The 16641-nt window shown below is 41.8% G+C and carries 18 protein-coding genes; 7 read left to right on the top strand and 11 right to left on the bottom strand.

Features of this window, described 5'->3' with window-relative positions; all coding sequences use genetic code 11:
• Window positions 1-14: 14 nt before the first annotated feature.
• On the bottom strand, window positions 15-1529 hold the full coding sequence (gene scpC / locus G6R02_RS00890) for a succinyl-CoA:acetate CoA-transferase ScpC (RefSeq protein ID WP_164667367.1): 1515 nt from the start codon (window positions 1527-1529) through the stop codon (window positions 15-17).
• A 583-nt stretch (window positions 1530-2112) separates the two neighbouring features.
• A complete protein-coding gene (locus tag G6R02_RS00885) occupies window positions 2113-2757 on the bottom strand; it encodes a LytTR family DNA-binding domain-containing protein (RefSeq protein ID WP_164667365.1) in 645 nt (214 codons plus the stop codon).
• A 152-nt stretch (window positions 2758-2909) separates the two neighbouring features.
• Between G6R02_RS00885 and G6R02_RS00880 the strand changes: the two genes are divergently transcribed.
• The 3 genes from G6R02_RS00880 to G6R02_RS00870 all read left to right on the top strand — a co-directional run bounded on the left by G6R02_RS00880 (window position 2910) and on the right by G6R02_RS00870 (window position 5248).
• Entirely contained in the window at window positions 2910-3971 is a 1062-nt protein-coding gene (locus tag G6R02_RS00880; RefSeq protein ID WP_164667363.1) for an NAD(P)/FAD-dependent oxidoreductase, read from the top strand.
• A gap of 155 nt (window positions 3972-4126) precedes the next feature.
• On the top strand, window positions 4127-4540 hold the full coding sequence (locus tag G6R02_RS00875; protein WP_164667361.1) for an Rrf2 family transcriptional regulator: 414 nt from the start codon (window positions 4127-4129) through the stop codon (window positions 4538-4540).
• A 69-nt stretch (window positions 4541-4609) separates the two neighbouring features.
• Window positions 4610-5248, top strand: coding sequence for an NAD(P)-dependent oxidoreductase (locus tag G6R02_RS00870; RefSeq protein ID WP_164667359.1), 639 nt, complete (start codon window positions 4610-4612; stop codon window positions 5246-5248).
• A gap of 47 nt (window positions 5249-5295) precedes the next feature.
• On the opposite strand, the gene G6R02_RS00865 is transcribed toward G6R02_RS00870, so the two are convergent.
• The 3 genes from G6R02_RS00865 to G6R02_RS00855 all read right to left on the bottom strand — a co-directional run bounded on the left by G6R02_RS00865 (window position 5296) and on the right by G6R02_RS00855 (window position 6605).
• Complete coding sequence (locus G6R02_RS00865; RefSeq protein ID WP_164667357.1) at window positions 5296-5610, bottom strand: DMT family transporter; 315 nt, start codon at window positions 5608-5610, stop codon at window positions 5296-5298.
• Window positions 5610-5957: a DMT family transporter gene (locus G6R02_RS00860; RefSeq protein WP_164667355.1), complete on the bottom strand. Its 348-nt coding sequence runs from the start codon at window positions 5955-5957 to the stop codon at window positions 5610-5612. The genes G6R02_RS00865 and G6R02_RS00860 overlap by 1 nt, the downstream gene beginning before the upstream one ends.
• 75 nt (window positions 5958-6032) lie before the next feature.
• Complete coding sequence (locus G6R02_RS00855; RefSeq protein ID WP_164667354.1) at window positions 6033-6605, bottom strand: TetR/AcrR family transcriptional regulator; 573 nt, start codon at window positions 6603-6605, stop codon at window positions 6033-6035.
• Between the two features lie 229 nt (window positions 6606-6834).
• On the opposite strand from G6R02_RS00855, the gene G6R02_RS00850 reads away from it, so the two are divergent.
• From G6R02_RS00850 to G6R02_RS00840, 3 genes are read left to right on the top strand one after another with little or no spacing between them, the layout of a single operon-like run.
• Window positions 6835-7527: a DUF1538 domain-containing protein gene (locus tag G6R02_RS00850; protein ID WP_164667352.1), complete on the top strand. Its 693-nt coding sequence runs from the start codon at window positions 6835-6837 to the stop codon at window positions 7525-7527.
• The gene (locus G6R02_RS00845) at window positions 7524-8294 is read left to right on the top strand and encodes a DUF1538 domain-containing protein (RefSeq protein WP_164667350.1); all 771 of its coding nucleotides are present in this window, start codon (window positions 7524-7526) and stop codon (window positions 8292-8294) included. The genes G6R02_RS00850 and G6R02_RS00845 overlap by 4 nt, the downstream gene beginning before the upstream one ends.
• A complete protein-coding gene (locus G6R02_RS00840) occupies window positions 8248-8985 on the top strand; it encodes a P-II family nitrogen regulator (RefSeq protein ID WP_164667349.1) in 738 nt (245 codons plus the stop codon). The genes G6R02_RS00845 and G6R02_RS00840 overlap by 47 nt, the downstream gene beginning before the upstream one ends.
• Window positions 8986-9285: 300 nt before the next feature.
• On the opposite strand, the gene G6R02_RS00835 is transcribed toward G6R02_RS00840, so the two are convergent.
• Together G6R02_RS00835 and G6R02_RS00830 are read right to left on the bottom strand one after the other, a co-directional pair.
• Window positions 9286-9591: a hypothetical protein gene (locus G6R02_RS00835; protein WP_164667348.1), complete on the bottom strand. Its 306-nt coding sequence runs from the start codon at window positions 9589-9591 to the stop codon at window positions 9286-9288.
• A gap of 78 nt (window positions 9592-9669) precedes the next feature.
• Window positions 9670-10152, bottom strand: a complete 483-nt coding sequence (locus G6R02_RS00830) for a PaaI family thioesterase (RefSeq protein WP_164667347.1) — start codon at window positions 10150-10152, stop codon at window positions 9670-9672.
• A gap of 206 nt (window positions 10153-10358) precedes the next feature.
• Here G6R02_RS00830 and G6R02_RS00825 point away from each other — a divergent pair, with 206 nt between their 5' ends.
• Entirely contained in the window at window positions 10359-11096 is a 738-nt protein-coding gene (locus G6R02_RS00825; RefSeq protein WP_164667346.1) for a YwaF family protein, read from the top strand.
• A gap of 17 nt (window positions 11097-11113) precedes the next feature.
• Here G6R02_RS00825 and G6R02_RS00820 read toward each other — a convergent pair whose 3' ends face one another.
• The 4 genes from G6R02_RS00820 to hutU form a co-directional block, all read right to left on the bottom strand.
• Entirely contained in the window at window positions 11114-12031 is a 918-nt protein-coding gene (locus G6R02_RS00820) for a fumarylacetoacetate hydrolase family protein (protein WP_164667345.1), read from the bottom strand.
• 193 nt (window positions 12032-12224) lie between these two features.
• Window positions 12225-13559 (bottom strand): YjiH family protein, encoded by a 1335-nt coding sequence (locus G6R02_RS00815; RefSeq protein ID WP_164667344.1) that lies wholly within the window; start codon window positions 13557-13559, stop codon window positions 12225-12227.
• A 115-nt stretch (window positions 13560-13674) separates the two neighbouring features.
• On the bottom strand, window positions 13675-14949 hold the full coding sequence (hutI, locus tag G6R02_RS00810; protein WP_164667343.1) for an imidazolonepropionase: 1275 nt from the start codon (window positions 14947-14949) through the stop codon (window positions 13675-13677).
• A gap of 4 nt (window positions 14950-14953) precedes the next feature.
• Window positions 14954-16621, bottom strand: coding sequence for a urocanate hydratase (gene hutU, locus G6R02_RS00805; protein WP_164667342.1), 1668 nt, complete (start codon window positions 16619-16621; stop codon window positions 14954-14956).
• Between the last annotated feature and the right edge of the window lie 20 nt (window positions 16622-16641).

The raw sequence follows: 16641 nt of genomic DNA, 5'->3' as shown, positions 1-16641 counted from the left end.
GGTTTTCTACTTGCTTATACAGTTTCTGCTGCAAGCTGGCGCATTGTGCCATTTTCCTTAAAATTCGTATGCCATGATAAAGCCTTTTCGAGTACGTGCGGTGTTTGTCCACCGCGCTCAAGTGCTTCCTGGTAATACCCCCACAATTGCTCACGATATATCGGATGTGCGCAGTTTTCGATGATCATCGGCACACGTTCACGTGGAGCCAATCCCCGGAGATCAGCATAACCTTGCTCTGTAACGACCACATCAACGTCATGTTCCGTGTGATCGATATGGGAGGCGAACGGAACAATACTTGAAATGTCACCTTTTTTAGCAATTGATTTCGTTACAAAAATAGCAAGTCGGGCATTACGGGCGAAATCGCCGGAACCACCGATCCCATTCATCATTTTCGTGCCTGATACATGTGTGGAGTTAACGTTTCCATAAATGTCAAATTCCAATGCTGTATTAATGGAGATTAACCCGAGCCGGCGGATGATTTCCGGATGATTGGTAATTTCCTGCGGCCTCATGATTAATTTATCACGGTATTTTCCGAAATCGGAGAATACCTGCTTCATTTTTGCTTCTGACAAGGTAATCGAACAGCAGGAAGCAAAATTAACTTTTCCGGCGTCGATTAAATCAAACACTGCATCCTGCAATACTTCGGAATAAACATCCAGATTTTCAAACTCGGAATCCACCATGCCATGCAGTACGGCATTGGCAACCGATCCGATACCTGATTGGAGTGGTGCGAGCCGTTCGGTTAATCTGCCTGCTTCGACTTCACTTCGCAGAAAATCCAGTAAATGATCCGCCATAATCTTAGTTTCATGGTCAGGTGGTACAATTGTTGACGGTGAATCGACCTGATTGGTAAATACAATCCCTTTTATTTTCGCCGGATCAATTTGAATACCTGTCGAGCCAATTTGATCATCCGGCTTTGTTAGTGGAATTGGGTTACGTTCCCCTTGTTTTCCCGGGCTGTATAAATCATGGATACCTTCCAGCAGCTCAGGCTGTGCCATATTAAGCTCGATAATAACGTTTTCAGCGTTTTCAGCAAAAGCCAGGGAGTTCCCAACCGAAGTAGATGGGATAATCAATCCATCCTCCGAAATAGCAATCGCTTCCAAAATCGCAAAATCAACTGTTTCCAGTACATTACCTCGAATAAGTTCAGCAGTGTGTGAAAGGTGATGGTCCACAAATAGATGTTCACCCTGGTTTATCTTCTTCCGCATTGTCGGATCTGCCTGAAACGGTAAACGCTTGTTTACAATCTCTGCTTCAGCGAACATTTTATCGATATCCGAACCTAAAGATGCTCCAGTAAATACATTAACTTTAAAATTTTCAGTTTCCGCGCGTTCGATTAATGCTGTTGGCACCGCTTTCACATCACCTGCACGAGTAAATCCGCTCATCCCTAACGTCATGCCATCCTTGATCCATGAAGCAGCTTCCTCAGCTGAAACAACACGGTTCTGGAGGCGAGGGTCTCTGATGCGTTCATAGTTAGTTGTCATTTATATCCCTCTTTCATAACTTTTTAAAACAATCCTTAGAACAACTCGGCATTCGCCGTATAGTGAGTGCCGAAATTGTTCATATACTTTAAACCTTAGAAATTGTTTGTATCTTTTTAAAGTGTAACTAAAAAACGCTTTCATTTGGCGATTTTTGAAGGGGATAGAAAATAACCGACTGAACCATTAAATAAATTGTATGAGGCAGCATTTTTGATTAAAGGTTGTTTTCGTGAATTTTGCTGCTTATCAACCTCGTAGTTGATTTATATTACGAACTAAGTTTGAGAGTTATCAACTAGTGAGGTTTCCATGCTCCGTAATTTGAATATACTCACTTTCCCATTCTCGCCGAAACAGCATTCCTCTCGATAGTTTCTAACTTAAATAATTCGCTATTCTATCGTGACACTGCTTCTCTCGATGATTTCCAGCTTAAACCTTCCGCTGTTCCATCGTGACACCGCTCGATGGTCGCTAGCCCAGTATTTGCAAAATTCACCCAAACGACGAGCGCAACAGTGTATTTCCTCAGCGCGGACTACACGCATATAAAGTTACGGCGCAGTTTATAGATTTTGTATCAAAACCCAAGCAACTTCCGAAAATAACTCGAGTACGATTGGCTGACAGGAACTTGTTTCCCGTTCTTCATCGCCAGAAGAAATGTGGAATGCGTATCAGGATAAATGTCCCTGATGTGATTTACATTGACGAGGAACGAACGGTGGCAGCGAATAAACGATTCTCTTGGCAGGGAATATTCAAAATCCTGCAGTGACCGTTTGTTTGTTCCAATAAACGCCTCGGTATAAACATGTGTTTTCCGGTCTTTTGCCTCGAGAAGTGAAACATTATCAAATGGCACGGGCTTCCAACCGTCCGGCGTTTTCACGGTTACAACGGACTTTCCTTCCGTCATCGCCGGGTAAATAGCAGTTACACACCCCTCGAGCACGCCATCGCTGTGGAACGGAACGGCCATCCCGAGATAGGGAACACCAAACACATCACGATCATTAAACTCAGACACCTTTTGTCCTGAGCGCAACGCTTTATGTGCGATTGTTCCCTCTTTTACTGGATCACCGGGTCTTATTTTTAAATCAATTCGTTTACTCGGGCGATAATAAACATATTCATTTGTATTCGATACAGCAATGGATATTTCATCCGAAAACAACTCCCCAATAACGTCAAGCAGGGAGCTAATCGTTAATCTCTGCATAATAGAGCACCTTTCCTGTTGTTTTTCATTAGTAATCATAACTTACCATTACTAATGAAAAACAACAATTCCACACTTTTCCTAGTCTTCCAGCACAACTTTTGGTAATCTTAGAAATAGAAGCATTAGACGCATGTAAGGAGTTTTAAATTATGAAAAATCTAGTCATTCTTGGTGGCGGTTATGGCGGACTTAAAATATTGCTGGATTTACTCGAGCAGGATCTGCCTGATGAATTGCAAATTACAGTAGTGGACCGAAACCCCTATCATTCGGTAAAAACAGAATTTTATACAATTGCAGCCGGCACATCGGCTGATAAAGATGTACGAATGCAATTTCCGGAAGACGAGAGAGTCAGCTATGTGTACGCTGAAATCTCACAAATTGATACAGGCAACCAGCAAATTCTTTTCGAAGATCGCAGTGAACCTGTTAACTATGATTATCTGGTCATCGGGCTTGGCTGTGAGGACAATTATCACGGTATAGAAGGCGCATCAAAATATACCGAAAGCGTCCAGACATTTGGAAATGCCCGTCGTGCCGGTATGGCGATTGGGAATTTGAAGGCTTACGGGAAAGCTACGATTGTCGGTGCCGGTCTGAGCGGTATCGAGGTGGCATCCGAAATACGGGAAAGCAGGCCGGACTTGAACATACGTCTGCTTGACAGAGGCGCTTCCGTTCTAAAAGCATTTGACCATAAAATTCAGCATTATGTGGAAGAATGGTTTTTTAACAATGATGTACACGTTAAACACCACGCGAATGTCGAATATGTGGAAAAAGACGGTGTTTGCAACAATGGTGTTTGTTTCGTGAACGATGTAACAATCTGGACAGCAGGTGTAAGGCCGAATTACCTTGCACGTGAATTACCATTTGAAAAAGACGAACAAGACAAGATTGTCATTAACGATTATTACCAGGTACCTGAGCAGCAAAATATTTATGTTGTAGGGGATTGTGCATCATCCGAGCACTCTCCAAGCGGTCAGCTGGCCGGTCAGCAAGGCGAACAAATCGCTGAGATCCTGACAGCTGTTTTTAACGGGGAAAAACCTAAAAAGCCAAAGAAAATTAAATTGAAAGGAACTCTTGGGTCACTCGGCTCATCAGAAGGGTTCGGTGAAATGATGTCACAGTCAGTAACAGGCACCATTCCACGGCTGGCTAAATCCGGTGTTTTATGGTTGAATAAGCGGCATTAAATCGGAGGGAAGTTCCTGTATTGGCGCCTGGACTGAAAATTCATGTCCGGGCGTTTTTGTATGTTTATCCCACGATTTTATTTTTATCTGTCAGGCACAAAGCTTGTATTTCATCTTAATTGTAACTATACTTGTTACATATGGTGGTGATTCTCATGAAAAACAGTCGTTTTGCTGTTGCGGTTCATATTCTTGCGCTGACTTCCCATAACCCAAGGGAGCAACTCACGTCTGACTTTATTGCAAATAGTGTCAATACCAACCCGGTGGTCATTCGCCGTATATCCGGTAAATTAAAAAAAGCAGGACTGCTGACATCACATGCAGGTATCCCCGGGGTTGCTGTAACAAAAGAATCTTCTGATATCTCCTTACTGGATATCTATAAGGCCGTACAGGAAGATAATGAAGCGACTTTTACGATGCATGAAAATCCAAACCCTGATTGTGCAGTTGGCCGGAATATCCAAGCTGTACTGGACAATAAATTCGACCGTGCACAAAAGGCGATGGAAAATGAATTGGCAGCACAGACACTTCAGGATGTTTTACATGATCTCTTTGATTAAAAGAGATTTTTTCACCACTTAAATGTAACTATTATTGTTACAAACTATACAGCAGGAGGATGATTTTTTATGAAAATAGGAGTCATTGGAGCAAACGGAAAAGCAGGCAGCCTTATTTTAAAAGAAGCTGCTGACAGAGGGCATGATGTTACAGCAATTGTGCGGGATGCAGCTAAAATTGCGGACAAGAACGTGTCTGTTATTGAAAAAAATATCTATGATCTGACTTCAGTTGATTTAAAGCAATTTGACACAGTAGTCAACGCGTTTGGTGCCCCGCTTGGTGAGGAACAGCCACATGTTGACGCTGGACATGCTTTAATAGAGGCAATAAAAGGTACAGACACAAAGGCTATCGTTGTTGGTGGTGCCGGAAGTCTGTACGTGGACGAAAACAAATCGACTCAGGTAATCGATACACCAGACTTTCCTGATTCATTTAAACCGACAGCAAATGGCCAGGCCAGAAACCTGAAAGAATTGCAGGAGACCGAGGGCATTACTTGGACCTTCATCAGTCCTTCCGCAATGTTCGATGCTGAGGGTCAGAGAACTGGAAACTACCAGTCAGGAAAAGATAATCTCCTGGTAAATTCAAAAGGTGACAGTTATATCAGCTATGCAGATTATGCTGTTGCTGTTGTAGACGAAATTGAAAACCCGAAACATATCAATGAACGCTTTACTGTTGTCGGGGAAGCTGAATAATTAAACAATTACCTTCCTGTTGTGGGCTACATCAGGAAGGTAATCTTTTAAGAGACTGCCTTCAACCCAACTGCCCCAACAATAATCGCAAGAAGACTCACAATCCGGGACAGACTTTTTGACTCCCCGAAAAAAAGCATGTTCAGTAAAACCGCTCCAGCCGTTCCAATGCCAACCCATACCGCATAAGCAACGCTGACCTGCAGATATGAAAAGGATTGATAAAGAACCAGCAATGAACTTGAAAATCCTCCAATAAACAATAGACCATTTCTGAATGTGCTGTTTTGATTGTATAGTTTCATACCAATAACACCCGAAATTTCCAGCATCGCAGCCAGTAAAACAAAAATCCATCCCATTACCAGGAACCTCCTTTATTTCGTTTTTCATCTGCACTATCCGCAAGCTTCAAGCCTACTACTCCGAGAATCAGGAGCATGATGAAAACTATTTTCAGCATATTTAATGATCCGTCAAATAAAAATGCATCCATCAAGGCCGTTCCAACCGTACCTGCTGAAGCGAATATTGCATAAACAGTCCCCGTTGGCAGTGCTTCACATGCCTTCCTGAAAAAATGGAAGTCCAACATGATTACTCCAGCTACCAAGCCCCACTGCCACCAGCTTGCAGCAAAATTAAACCCAAACACCCAAACCAGTTCCAAAAGACAAGTTAACGCCACATAAATCCATGCTTTTTTCATCAGTAACACCCCTTGCCTTTGACTGACATTCAGTCATTTTTATCAAAAACGATAGTAAAAGGACATTGCACCGGATTATAATCCCAGCGCATGCCCTGCGAATTCCATCACTTCTTTTTTCTTCAATTCAGCTGTCGGTTCATCCTGCTGACCATACATGTGCGTTTGCTCCGCTGCTGATTCAATTAATCCAATCAGTAGTTCAGCTGTTCGATGCGGATGCAATGAATCGCGAATAGCCCCTTCCGCTTTCGCCTTCTCAAGCTGTTCACTTAACCACGCATAGTAGGATTCGTATATCGTTTCCCACTCCTGTAAATACTCGGTTGATGCCAGGCCTGCATAAGTTAAAGCAAATACATCCCTGTACTCCTTTGTCAGTTCAAACACGATGTCAATAACCTGTTCCAATTGAATAGAAATATGAGCCTCTTCAGGTACATTTTCTTTTATCTCATTGAGAATTTTATCTGTCATCTCTTCTGCAATCGAAAGCATAACAGCCAGTTTAGATGAAAAATATAAATAAAAAGTCCCCTGGGCAATACCGGCTCCTTTGACGATATCGGATACCGTTGCCTCCTCTACACCCTTTTCACGAAAAACATCTATAGCTGATTGAATAATACTTTCTTTTTTATTATCCATTTGAAGTCCTCCAAGCAATGACTGACTATCATTCATTTTATAACAAAACTGTGAAACTGTCAAAATAAAGACCAGATTATTATCTTATTTTTTCTAAAAATGGTATACTAAATGAAGAAAGTTCTGTTTTCTATCACCTCAATATAAGCATTTCCTCATTTTCAAACCGTGATTTTTTTGAAAAATCTGTTTTATGACTATATTTTTTAACTGCTTCAGGGGGTTTTTCATGGACAATATTAAAGAAACGATATTGGAAGTTATTTATTCTATTTTACCGATCACACTGGTCATAACCGCTTTACAATTCACCATTATCTGGCTGCCTATGGAAACATTTATCCAATTTCTGATTGGAGTTGCCTTTGTGGGACTTGGCCTTGTACTCTTTTTACTTGGGGTAAATGTCGGACTGTTGCCTGTTGGGGAATTGATTGGTTCCGCTTTATCCAAAACAAAAAAGCTTTGGGTCATTGTATTTTTCGGATTTCTGTTGGGACTGGTTGTCACCATTGCTGAACCCGATGTACGCGTGTTATCCACACAAGTCGATACAGTTTCCGGCGGCGCAATTCCAAAGAGCGTTCTGATTCTCGCTGTTGCACTTGGAGTTGGTATTTTCGTGGGACTTGCCATGCTGCGTATTATCTTTAACTTCAGCATTGTCTATTTATTGGCCGGCGGATATGCACTTATCTTTTTGTTAGCTGCATTTACACCCGCCCATTTTGTTCCAATCTCATTTGATTCCGGCGGTGTAACGACCGGACCGCTGACTGTACCATTTATCATGGCACTTGGGGTCGGTGTGGCCACCGTGATACGTGGTAAAACAGCTTCAAGTGATGGCTTTGGACTAATTGGACTGGCTTCGATTGGCCCGATTATATCCGTCCTGATTCTGGGGGTGATTTACGGATGAACATACACATTTTCGAAGGCTTTGCTGGCGTAATGTCAGAAGTTGCCACTGCTTTATTACCCCTGGTAATCCTGTTTCTGATTTTCCATTTTGTCTTTTTAAAACTTCCTATGCGAAAATTGATCGATATTGGTATCGGCTTTATCCTGACATTTCTCGGTCTGTCTTTTTTTCTTCAAGGGGTTCACATCGGATTTCTGCCAATTGGAGATTTAATGGGAAGAGCAATGGGAGATCTGTCATACAGGTGGATTTTAATACCGATTGGATTCATTTTGGGCTTCTTCGCAATATATGCTGAGCCGGCTGTCAGTGTTTTAATTGAGCAGGTGGAGAAGGTATCAGGTGGGTACATCCCCGAAAAAGTTTTGTTGTACACTTTATCAACTGGTGTCGGGATTTCCATTGCACTATCCATGTTTCGGATAATTTATGGAATTTCCCTATGGTATTTTATCATTCCAGGTTATATAATAGCATTTATCATGGTACGATATTCATCGAAGACATTTACATCGATTGCGTTTGACTCAGGCGGAGTATCAACCGGGCCGATGACTGCAACCTTTATTCTGGCAATGTATACAGGAATCGCAGCCCAGATAGATGGTCGTGATCCGCTGATTGACGGATTCGGAATGGTTGCATTGGTAGCATTGGCTCCTATATTATCTGTGCTAACGCTTGGTGTGTTGTACGGCAGAAAGGAGAAGGGTCAGTATGTTGCAGACGAAGCAGGGACAAAAGCTTCTCGTCACAATCGTTAAGAAAGAAAAAGCCAAAAAGGTTATCCAGGCATCCAAAAATGCCGGAGCCAGAGGCGGTACTACCCTTTTAGGGAATGGATTCAGACTTAATGAAAAAAAACGGATCCTGGGAATCCCGGTTGAACGGGAAAGGGCGATTATACTAACGCTTGTCCCCGATAAAATATTCCCGGGTGTCATGGATGCCATTATTAATTCAGTCAAACTGAACCAGCCAAGACAAGGCATCGGTTTTGTCATAGATTCAAAAAAAATCACTGGAATCTGTCAGCATTCAGAATTTGATGAAGAAAGTGATGAAAAGGATAAGGAGGGTGTTAATATCATTATGGAGGATCAAAAGGTGTTGTATGACTTGATCATTACAATTGTAAACAGGGGTGACTCCGAAAAAGTAGTAGATGCCACCAGAAAGGCTGGAGCAGAAGGCGGAACCATTCTGAACGGACGTGGTACCGGGGTACATGAGAAAGCAAAACTGTTCAATATAATGATTGAACCCGAAAAAGAAATGGTATTAACACTTATCAGTCGTGATAAAACACAGGATGTTTTGCAAACCATTAATGAAGATGCTGAATTAAATAAACCTGGTAAAGGAATTGCCTTTGTATTAGAAGTTGAGAAAACAGTGGGAATTAACCACGTACTAAATAAAATGGTGAATGAAGAGTATAAAAAAGGGAAGTGATTGCACTCCCTTTTTTTATGAGCTCTTAGGTTTTTACATGGCATGTTTAACACCTTTTTCACCAATATCCAATTGGCTGCTATACGATACTGGAAAACTTCCCCGGATATCTTATTTTTTTAAAAAACATCCATCTGGTAACGTATATCTGTGGGGAAGAAACCTTAGCAGTCATGCCTTCCGTCGATAATATGTGTTATTTCTTTTCTTTGATAGTATCTTGTATTCTGTTAGAGTTGCACATTATTCCGTTGATACCGTATTGAATTCCGTCGAACCCACTGTTTCTCTCCTAAGAAATTATGTCTCTTGTGAACTTTTCGTTATCTTCCCGACCACTTTATCCAATAAAACAATAACAACGCCTATAACGACCACAATAATGATGTAGGAAACAACCGTGCTTATCCATTCAACACGGATTTTATCAACAATCCAGTTGCCGCCAAAATATATTAGTACAGTTGCGACTCCGATGAAAAAAATAAATGACATACAAGCAGCCAAAATCTGGCCAAATGAAAGTCTATTAATTTTTTCTTTGTTTTTATAAAAAATATAAGCCACTGTTACTATTGATAAAATAAAAGAAACGATATCAACCATGTACATGCTCCTGCCTTTATGCAAACATTCTTATATACTCTACGTTGCTATTTGCCAATAGTTTCAGTCCCAGCCTGATTAGTTCCTGCCAAATGATTCCGGCATAACTGCTGCAACTACTTCCGCCTTGGCACAGCAAACATCACCGGCATATACCTCCGTATGCACCTTGAACTTTTTTGGATGAACTTCTTCAACTGTTCCAATAGCTTTTAACTCTACATCCTGTGGGGTAGGCTTCACAAATTTAATTTCCAGCGATGCTGTTACAAACCGTGGCGGCTCTGTACCATCACCAGGCTCGTGGCCGTTCCTCCGATGCAATGCCAACGATGCTGAGCCGGTTCCATGACAATCAATCAATGAAGCTATTAATCCACCATAAACAAACCCGGGTATTGCCGTATGTTCCGGGCGGGGTTTATACACCGTAACCGTTTCGTCGCCGTCCCAGCCTGTACGAAAATGATGCCCATCTTCGTTTAAACGGCCACAGCCATAGCACCAGGAAAAATCATCCGGGTACACATCCTGAATTGCGTTTTTAATATCTTCACTCATGTAAACAGCCTCCTTTTTCTCCAGTATAGCATGAAAAGACTCTTTAATTACGTTCCTATCAATCTATATTATATTTTCATGAATTTTTGATTATTCATGCCACCTTTTCCATTCGGGAAACGATTATAGTTATGAATAACTAGTTATTCATAACCGGCAGAAACATGCTATTATAGTTAAAAAGAACAAATAGGGGTAATACGTTTATGGAAAGTACCGTTAAATTTGAGCATTGGGGAATGACACACTTTGCTCCAATACTCATTCTGATTATAGGGGTTATTCTGATTGTTGCATTCCGTGAATCAATCAGAAATTTTAAATACGAACCATACATCAGGAAATTTAGCTTTGTCACAATGGTGGGACTTGAACTGATTTTTCAGATGCGCAATATATATCTTGGACCATGGACAATCCAGGAAAACTTACCATTTCATCTATGCAACATTTCAGCCTATTTATGTATTTATTTATTGCTTACAAATGATAAACGTGTATTTCCATTTATCTATTTTTGCGGGATTATCCCGGCCTTTCTTGCCATTCTTACGCCGGACCTTGATTATATTTTCCCTCACTTCAATTATTTCAAGTATTTCATCACACACATGATGATCGTTTGGGTAGGTTTGTATTATCTTTGCATACGTAAATATGTGATCACCACAAAATCAACTATTTATACTTTTGCTGCGTTGTGTGTAATTGCAGTAATGATGTATATTTTGAATACGTTGACAGGATCAAATTATTTATACATTTCCGGTACGCCCGATTCAACAACACCACTTAGCTACTTAGGTGATTTTCCCTGGTACATTATTAATTTGTTTATAATCGCAATTACGGTGTTCACATTATTAGCGAGTATATTTTTCAAAATAAATAAGCATAAGAAAGACCTGCAGGAAAACGAAATTCATCTTAAAGAAAAAGCTTGAAGTGGTGGATTCTGAATCTATTTATCCACCACTTTATTCTCCATCCGGCCAATTTTATCGATTTCCACTGTTACAGTATCCCCGGCATTTAAAAATTGGGGTGGGTCCATAGCGAATCCTACGCCATTTGGGGTACCTGTCATGATGATGTCTCCCGGTTTCAGCGTGATTAGATTGGAAATGAATTCGATTAAAAACGGTATATCAAAAATTAAATGCTCCGTATTGGAAGACTGGCGCTCTTCTCCATTAACCAATGAACGTATGGATAGATTGCCGGGATTACCAACTTCGTCCGCAGTAACAACCCAAGGGCCGATTGGGGTACTGTTGTCCAGTGTTTTTCCCTGGAGCCATTGTGGTGTCCGCTTCTGTAAATCACGGGCAGAAATATCATTGCCAATTGTGTACCCGGCAATATAATCGAGGGCATGTTCTTTATTGACATGAGACGCTTCTTTACCAATCACTGCCGTAAGTTCAACTTCGTAATCAAGCTTCTGTGTGGCATTATTTTTTTCAATTGCCGCTTCAGGTCCGATAAGAGCATTGGGGAACTTTGCGAAAAGAACTGGGAAATCGGGGATGTCACTCTTCATTTCAGTAGCATGTTCGGCATAATTTTTCCCAACACAAATAATCTTTGACGGTTCTGGGATTGGAGTGGATAAATAGACCTCCTCCCGGTCAAAGCTGATATCTTCTACATTATGTTCTTTAACAAAATGATATACTACTTTTGCCTTGGCAACAGCATCATTTCCAATAGAAAAAAATGCTGTTGGGTCTGACGGAAGCGGATCAGACTCAGCTTCCTGCTTGGATTTAAGCATTTGGCTATATGCTTCCTTAAGATCGATTACCTTTTCGTCAAGCATGAATCCTATCCGAAGCGAGTCAGTTTTCGCTTTTGTTTTATAGCTAACTAGTTTCATGATAATTTCCCTCCAATGACATAAACAAATAAAAGTATAATATTGGGCATAAATCCTTTACCCCATCTCAGTACCAATGTAACTAATAATATTTTAGCATATTTGGAATTGACACACTTCTGTATTAAATAATTCAAACAAAAAAGCCTAGTAACATCCGCTACTAAGCACAAATTTTAATCATATTGTCTCTTTACAACAGCAAGAAAGCTATTGGTGTGGCAATCAGAATTGTTAGAATTGTACGCTCAATCCAAATTACAATCAATTTCGGGATACTGACTGGAATTTCCGTTGATAGAATACACGGAACCAGTGCTGAGAAGAAGATAATTGCTGATACAGACAGAACTCCGATCATAAATTTTGTGACCATAGAAGCTTCCACTACCAATAATGCCGGTAAAAACATTTCGGCAATCTCAATTGCTGAAGCTTTCGCCGCGAGTAGTGGCTCCGGCAACTGTACAAGCCAGGTAAATGGATAGAAAATATAACCCAGGATATCAAAGACTGGTGTATAGGTTGCCAGGATCAACCCAAGCAGACCGACTGACAGGATCGATGGTAATATAGACGCTGCCATAATGAATCCGTCTTTCAGGTTTACCCAGACATTTTTAAAGATTGGTAATGAATTTTCTGCAGCATCCATCCCTTGATCCCATGCTGCCTTGACTCGACTGCCTTTAACTTCCTCTTCCGGTGAACCTTCACCATCATAATATTCTTCACTTATTTTATTTAACGGCCAGATTCGGACGGTGATGGCTGTTACCAGGAATGTTACTACTAACGTTACCCAGAAATAGGTATTCCAGATTTCCATCAGGCCAAGTGTGTTTGCTACAACAATCATGAATGTTGCAGAAACAGTTGAGAAACCTGTTGCGATAATCGTTGCTTCCTTAATCGTATATTTCCCTTCTTTAAACACTTTGTTCGTAATCAATAGTCCAATTGAATAACTTCCGACGAAAGATGCTACTGCATCAATCGCTGAACGGCCGGGCGTTTTCCAGACCGGGCGCATGATTGGCTGTACAATAACGCCAATAAACTCCAGTAAACCATATCCGACCAACAGGGCAAGAAATACTGCCCCGATTGGAACCAGGATACCTACAGATGTTACTAGACTATTAAATAAAAACGGTCCCATATCCGGATTAAACAGCCAAGCCGGACCAAAGTCAAATACAAGCATGAAAGCTACAATCATCCCGATTACTTTAAAAGCCGACAGTCCCATATTGACAGCATCTTTATTCCAGGACTTATTTACAAACGGGTACACCGCACCAAAAATAATCACAAGCAAAATATAATATGGTACCGCTGCTGTGAAATTCTCTTCCACGAATGTAACCATATGATCCAGTGGAATGGTTGACGTACCGTTTATCGTGATCGGAATAAAAAAGGTAAAAGCACCGATAAAACTGTAGATAAAAAACTTCAGCATGTTTGTTCCATTTGTGTTATTCTTCTTTTCCTGTAAAGTAATATCTCGTTGAGGATTTGCCATATTTTAAACCTCCCTGATATTCTTTTTAAGCAGTGATTGTTGTCAATGAGCTTGAGCGGAAAATCGCCGAACATTTTTTTCATCAAACAACAATCACTTTCCAAACAGCCTTTCCTTATTGCAGTTGTTTTCCATTAACGACCTGCTTCCCTCCTTTAATCACGGTATCGATGTGATTCATTCCATACTTGTACGACATCACCATATAGTTAGGAATATCGAAAATGGCTATGTCAGCTTGTTTACCCACCTCCAGACTTCCAATCCTGTCAGCGCAATTAATGGCATGTGCAGCATTAATCGTTGTTGCAGTTAATACTTCTTCCGGTGTCATGCCCATTTTCAGGCAGCCAAGATTCATGATAAATTGCAGTGAAATCGTTGGTGATGATCCCGGGTTTGCGTCAGTGGACAGTGCAACAGGTACACCGTTGTCAATCATTTTCCGTGCATCAGCAAACTCTGCCATCAGGAAGAATGCAGTACCAGGCAGTAAAACACCCATCACATTATTTTCAGCCATTTTGCGGATGCCGTCATCTGATGCTTTCAACAAATGATCCGCTGAAATAGCACCCACCTCGGCAGCAAGTTCTGCACCACCATAAGGCTCAATCTCATCAGCATGTATCTTCGGAATAAGGCCATATTCTTTCCCGGCTTCCAAAATTCGCTTTGACTGTTCCGGTGTAAACACACCACGCTCGCAAAATACGTCATTGAATATTGCCAGTCCTTTTTCGGCAACTTCGGGGATCATTTCCTGGATTACCCGGTCCACAAAAGCATCCTGGTTGTTCTTTTCTTCAATTGGAACTGCATGCGCTCCCATAAATGTAGAAACAATATCAATCGGATGATCTTCATTCAGTTTTTTGGCAACTTCAAGCTGCTTAAGTTCATGCTCCAGTGATAGACCATACCCACTCTTTGCCTCAACGGTTGTTACACCATATTCAAAAAATGTGTCCAGACGCTGCTTCGATTCTTTGTATAATTGCTCAAAATCCGCTTCCTTTGTTGCTCTGGTTGTTGCATGAATACCTCCACCGGCATTCATGATTTCCATGTAGGTCTTGCCTTTGAGACGCATGGCATATTCGTTTTCCCGTGTGCCTGCGTGTACCAGATGGGTATGCGGGTCGATCAGCCCGGGGGTGACAGTTTTGCCTGATGCATCAATATGCTTGGCCCCAGATATCACATCCTTATACTTCTGTTCGACCTCTTCATGTTTTCCAACTGCGGTGATTTTTCCATCCTCGATAAGTAAACTGCCATTTTCAATGATATCCAGCTCACTCATCGCACCTTTTTTTGCCGGCTTATCTGTATGACCTTTCATCGTTATCAGTTGTTTAGCATTTTTTATAAAAAGTGCTTGTGACATTCCATTACTCTCCTTTGTTTTTTAACATTGGAATCTGAACGCCTTTTTCGCGTGCTGTTTCCTCGGCAAGTTCATATCCCGCATCAACGTGTCTGACAATTCCCATGCCAGGGTCTGTCGTTAACACCCGCTCCAGCCGTTCTTCCGCTTCTTTCGTACCATCAGCAACGATTACCATCCCGGCGTGAAGCGAGTAACCCATGCCGACACCGCCGCCATGGTGAACACTTACCCAGCTCGCACCGCCGACACTGTTGATCAGTGCATTCAGAATCGGCCAGTCGGCAACCGCATCACTGCCGTCTTTCATTCCTTCTGTCTCCCTGTTTGGTGATGCTACGGAACCGGAATCCAGATGGTCGCGGCCGATAACAATTGGTGCCTTCAGTTCCCCGCTTGCCACCATGTCATTGATGATTTTTCCAAAACGGGCACGTTCTCCGTAACCTAACCAGCAAATCCGGGAAGGAAGTCCCTGAAAGCTGATTTTCTCCCGGGCCATTTCAATCCATTTGCAAAGTGACTCATTGTAACTGAATTCTTTTAAAATAACTTCATCTGTTTTGTAAATGTCTTCCGGATCACCGGATAACGCTACCCACCGGAATGGCCCTTTTCCTTCGCAGAACTGCGGACGTATATATGCTGGAACAAATCCCGGAAAATCAAAGGCATTTTCCACGCCTTCATCCTTGGCAACCTGACGAATATTATTTCCATAGTCGAATGTAATTGCACCCTTCTGTTGCATATCCAGCATGGCCTCCACGTGACGGGCGATACTATTACGTGACAGCTTTGTGTATTGTGCCGGATCTTTTGCTCGTAAATCCGCCGCTTCCTGCAACGTCATATTAACCGGTACATAGCCATTCTTCGGGTCATGGGATGAAGTCTGATCTGTCAAAACATCCGGGATGAACCCTTTTGCGATCATTTCCGGCAAAAGTTCCGCTGCATTTCCTAATAGGCCGATTGATAATGCTTTCCCCTGGTTACGGGCTTCTTTTGCCATTTTAATCGCTTCATCCAGGTCATTTGCCTGTGTATCGAGATATTTCGTTTCCAGTCGACGGTTAATTCGGTGCTGGTCGACTTCAACGGCAATACAAACACCTTCATTTAATGTAACCGCAAGCGGCTGTGCACCACCCATACCGCCAAGACCTGCCGTGAGCGTAATCGTTCCTTTCAGACTTCCATCGAAATGCTGCTTTCCACATTCAGCAAATGTTTCATAAGTTCCCTGCACAATGCCCTGGCTTCCAATGTATATCCAGCTACCGGCAGTCATCTGTCCATACATCATCAGGCCTTTTTGGTCCAATTCATTAAAGTGATCCCAATTTGCCCAGGCTGGAACCAGATTAGAGTTGGCAATCAAAACTTTCGGTGCATCTTTGTGTGTACGGAACACTGCAACCGGCTTACCTGACTGAACTAAAAGTGTCTCATTGTCCTCAAGCTGCTTCAATTCACGGACAATTGCTTCATAGGATTCCCAATTTCTTGCCGCTTTCCCGATCCCGCCATATACAACTAACTCATCCGGGTTTTCAGCCACTTCCGGATTCAGGTTATTATTCAGCATCCGCAATGCTGCTTCCTGAAGCCAGCCCTTCGTATTCAATTCTGTACCACGATATTGTGTGACTTGTTTTTTCGTTGCCATTTCATCATCTCCCCGTTTAG

Origin of the sequence: Virgibacillus doumboii, from assembly GCF_902806455.1 — a bacterium.
Classification (GTDB): Bacteria; Bacillota; Bacilli; order Bacillales; family Amphibacillaceae; genus Lentibacillus; species Lentibacillus doumboii.
The sequence above is the reverse complement of the archived record's forward strand: the minus strand, read 5'-3'. Positions and strand labels throughout refer to the sequence as shown.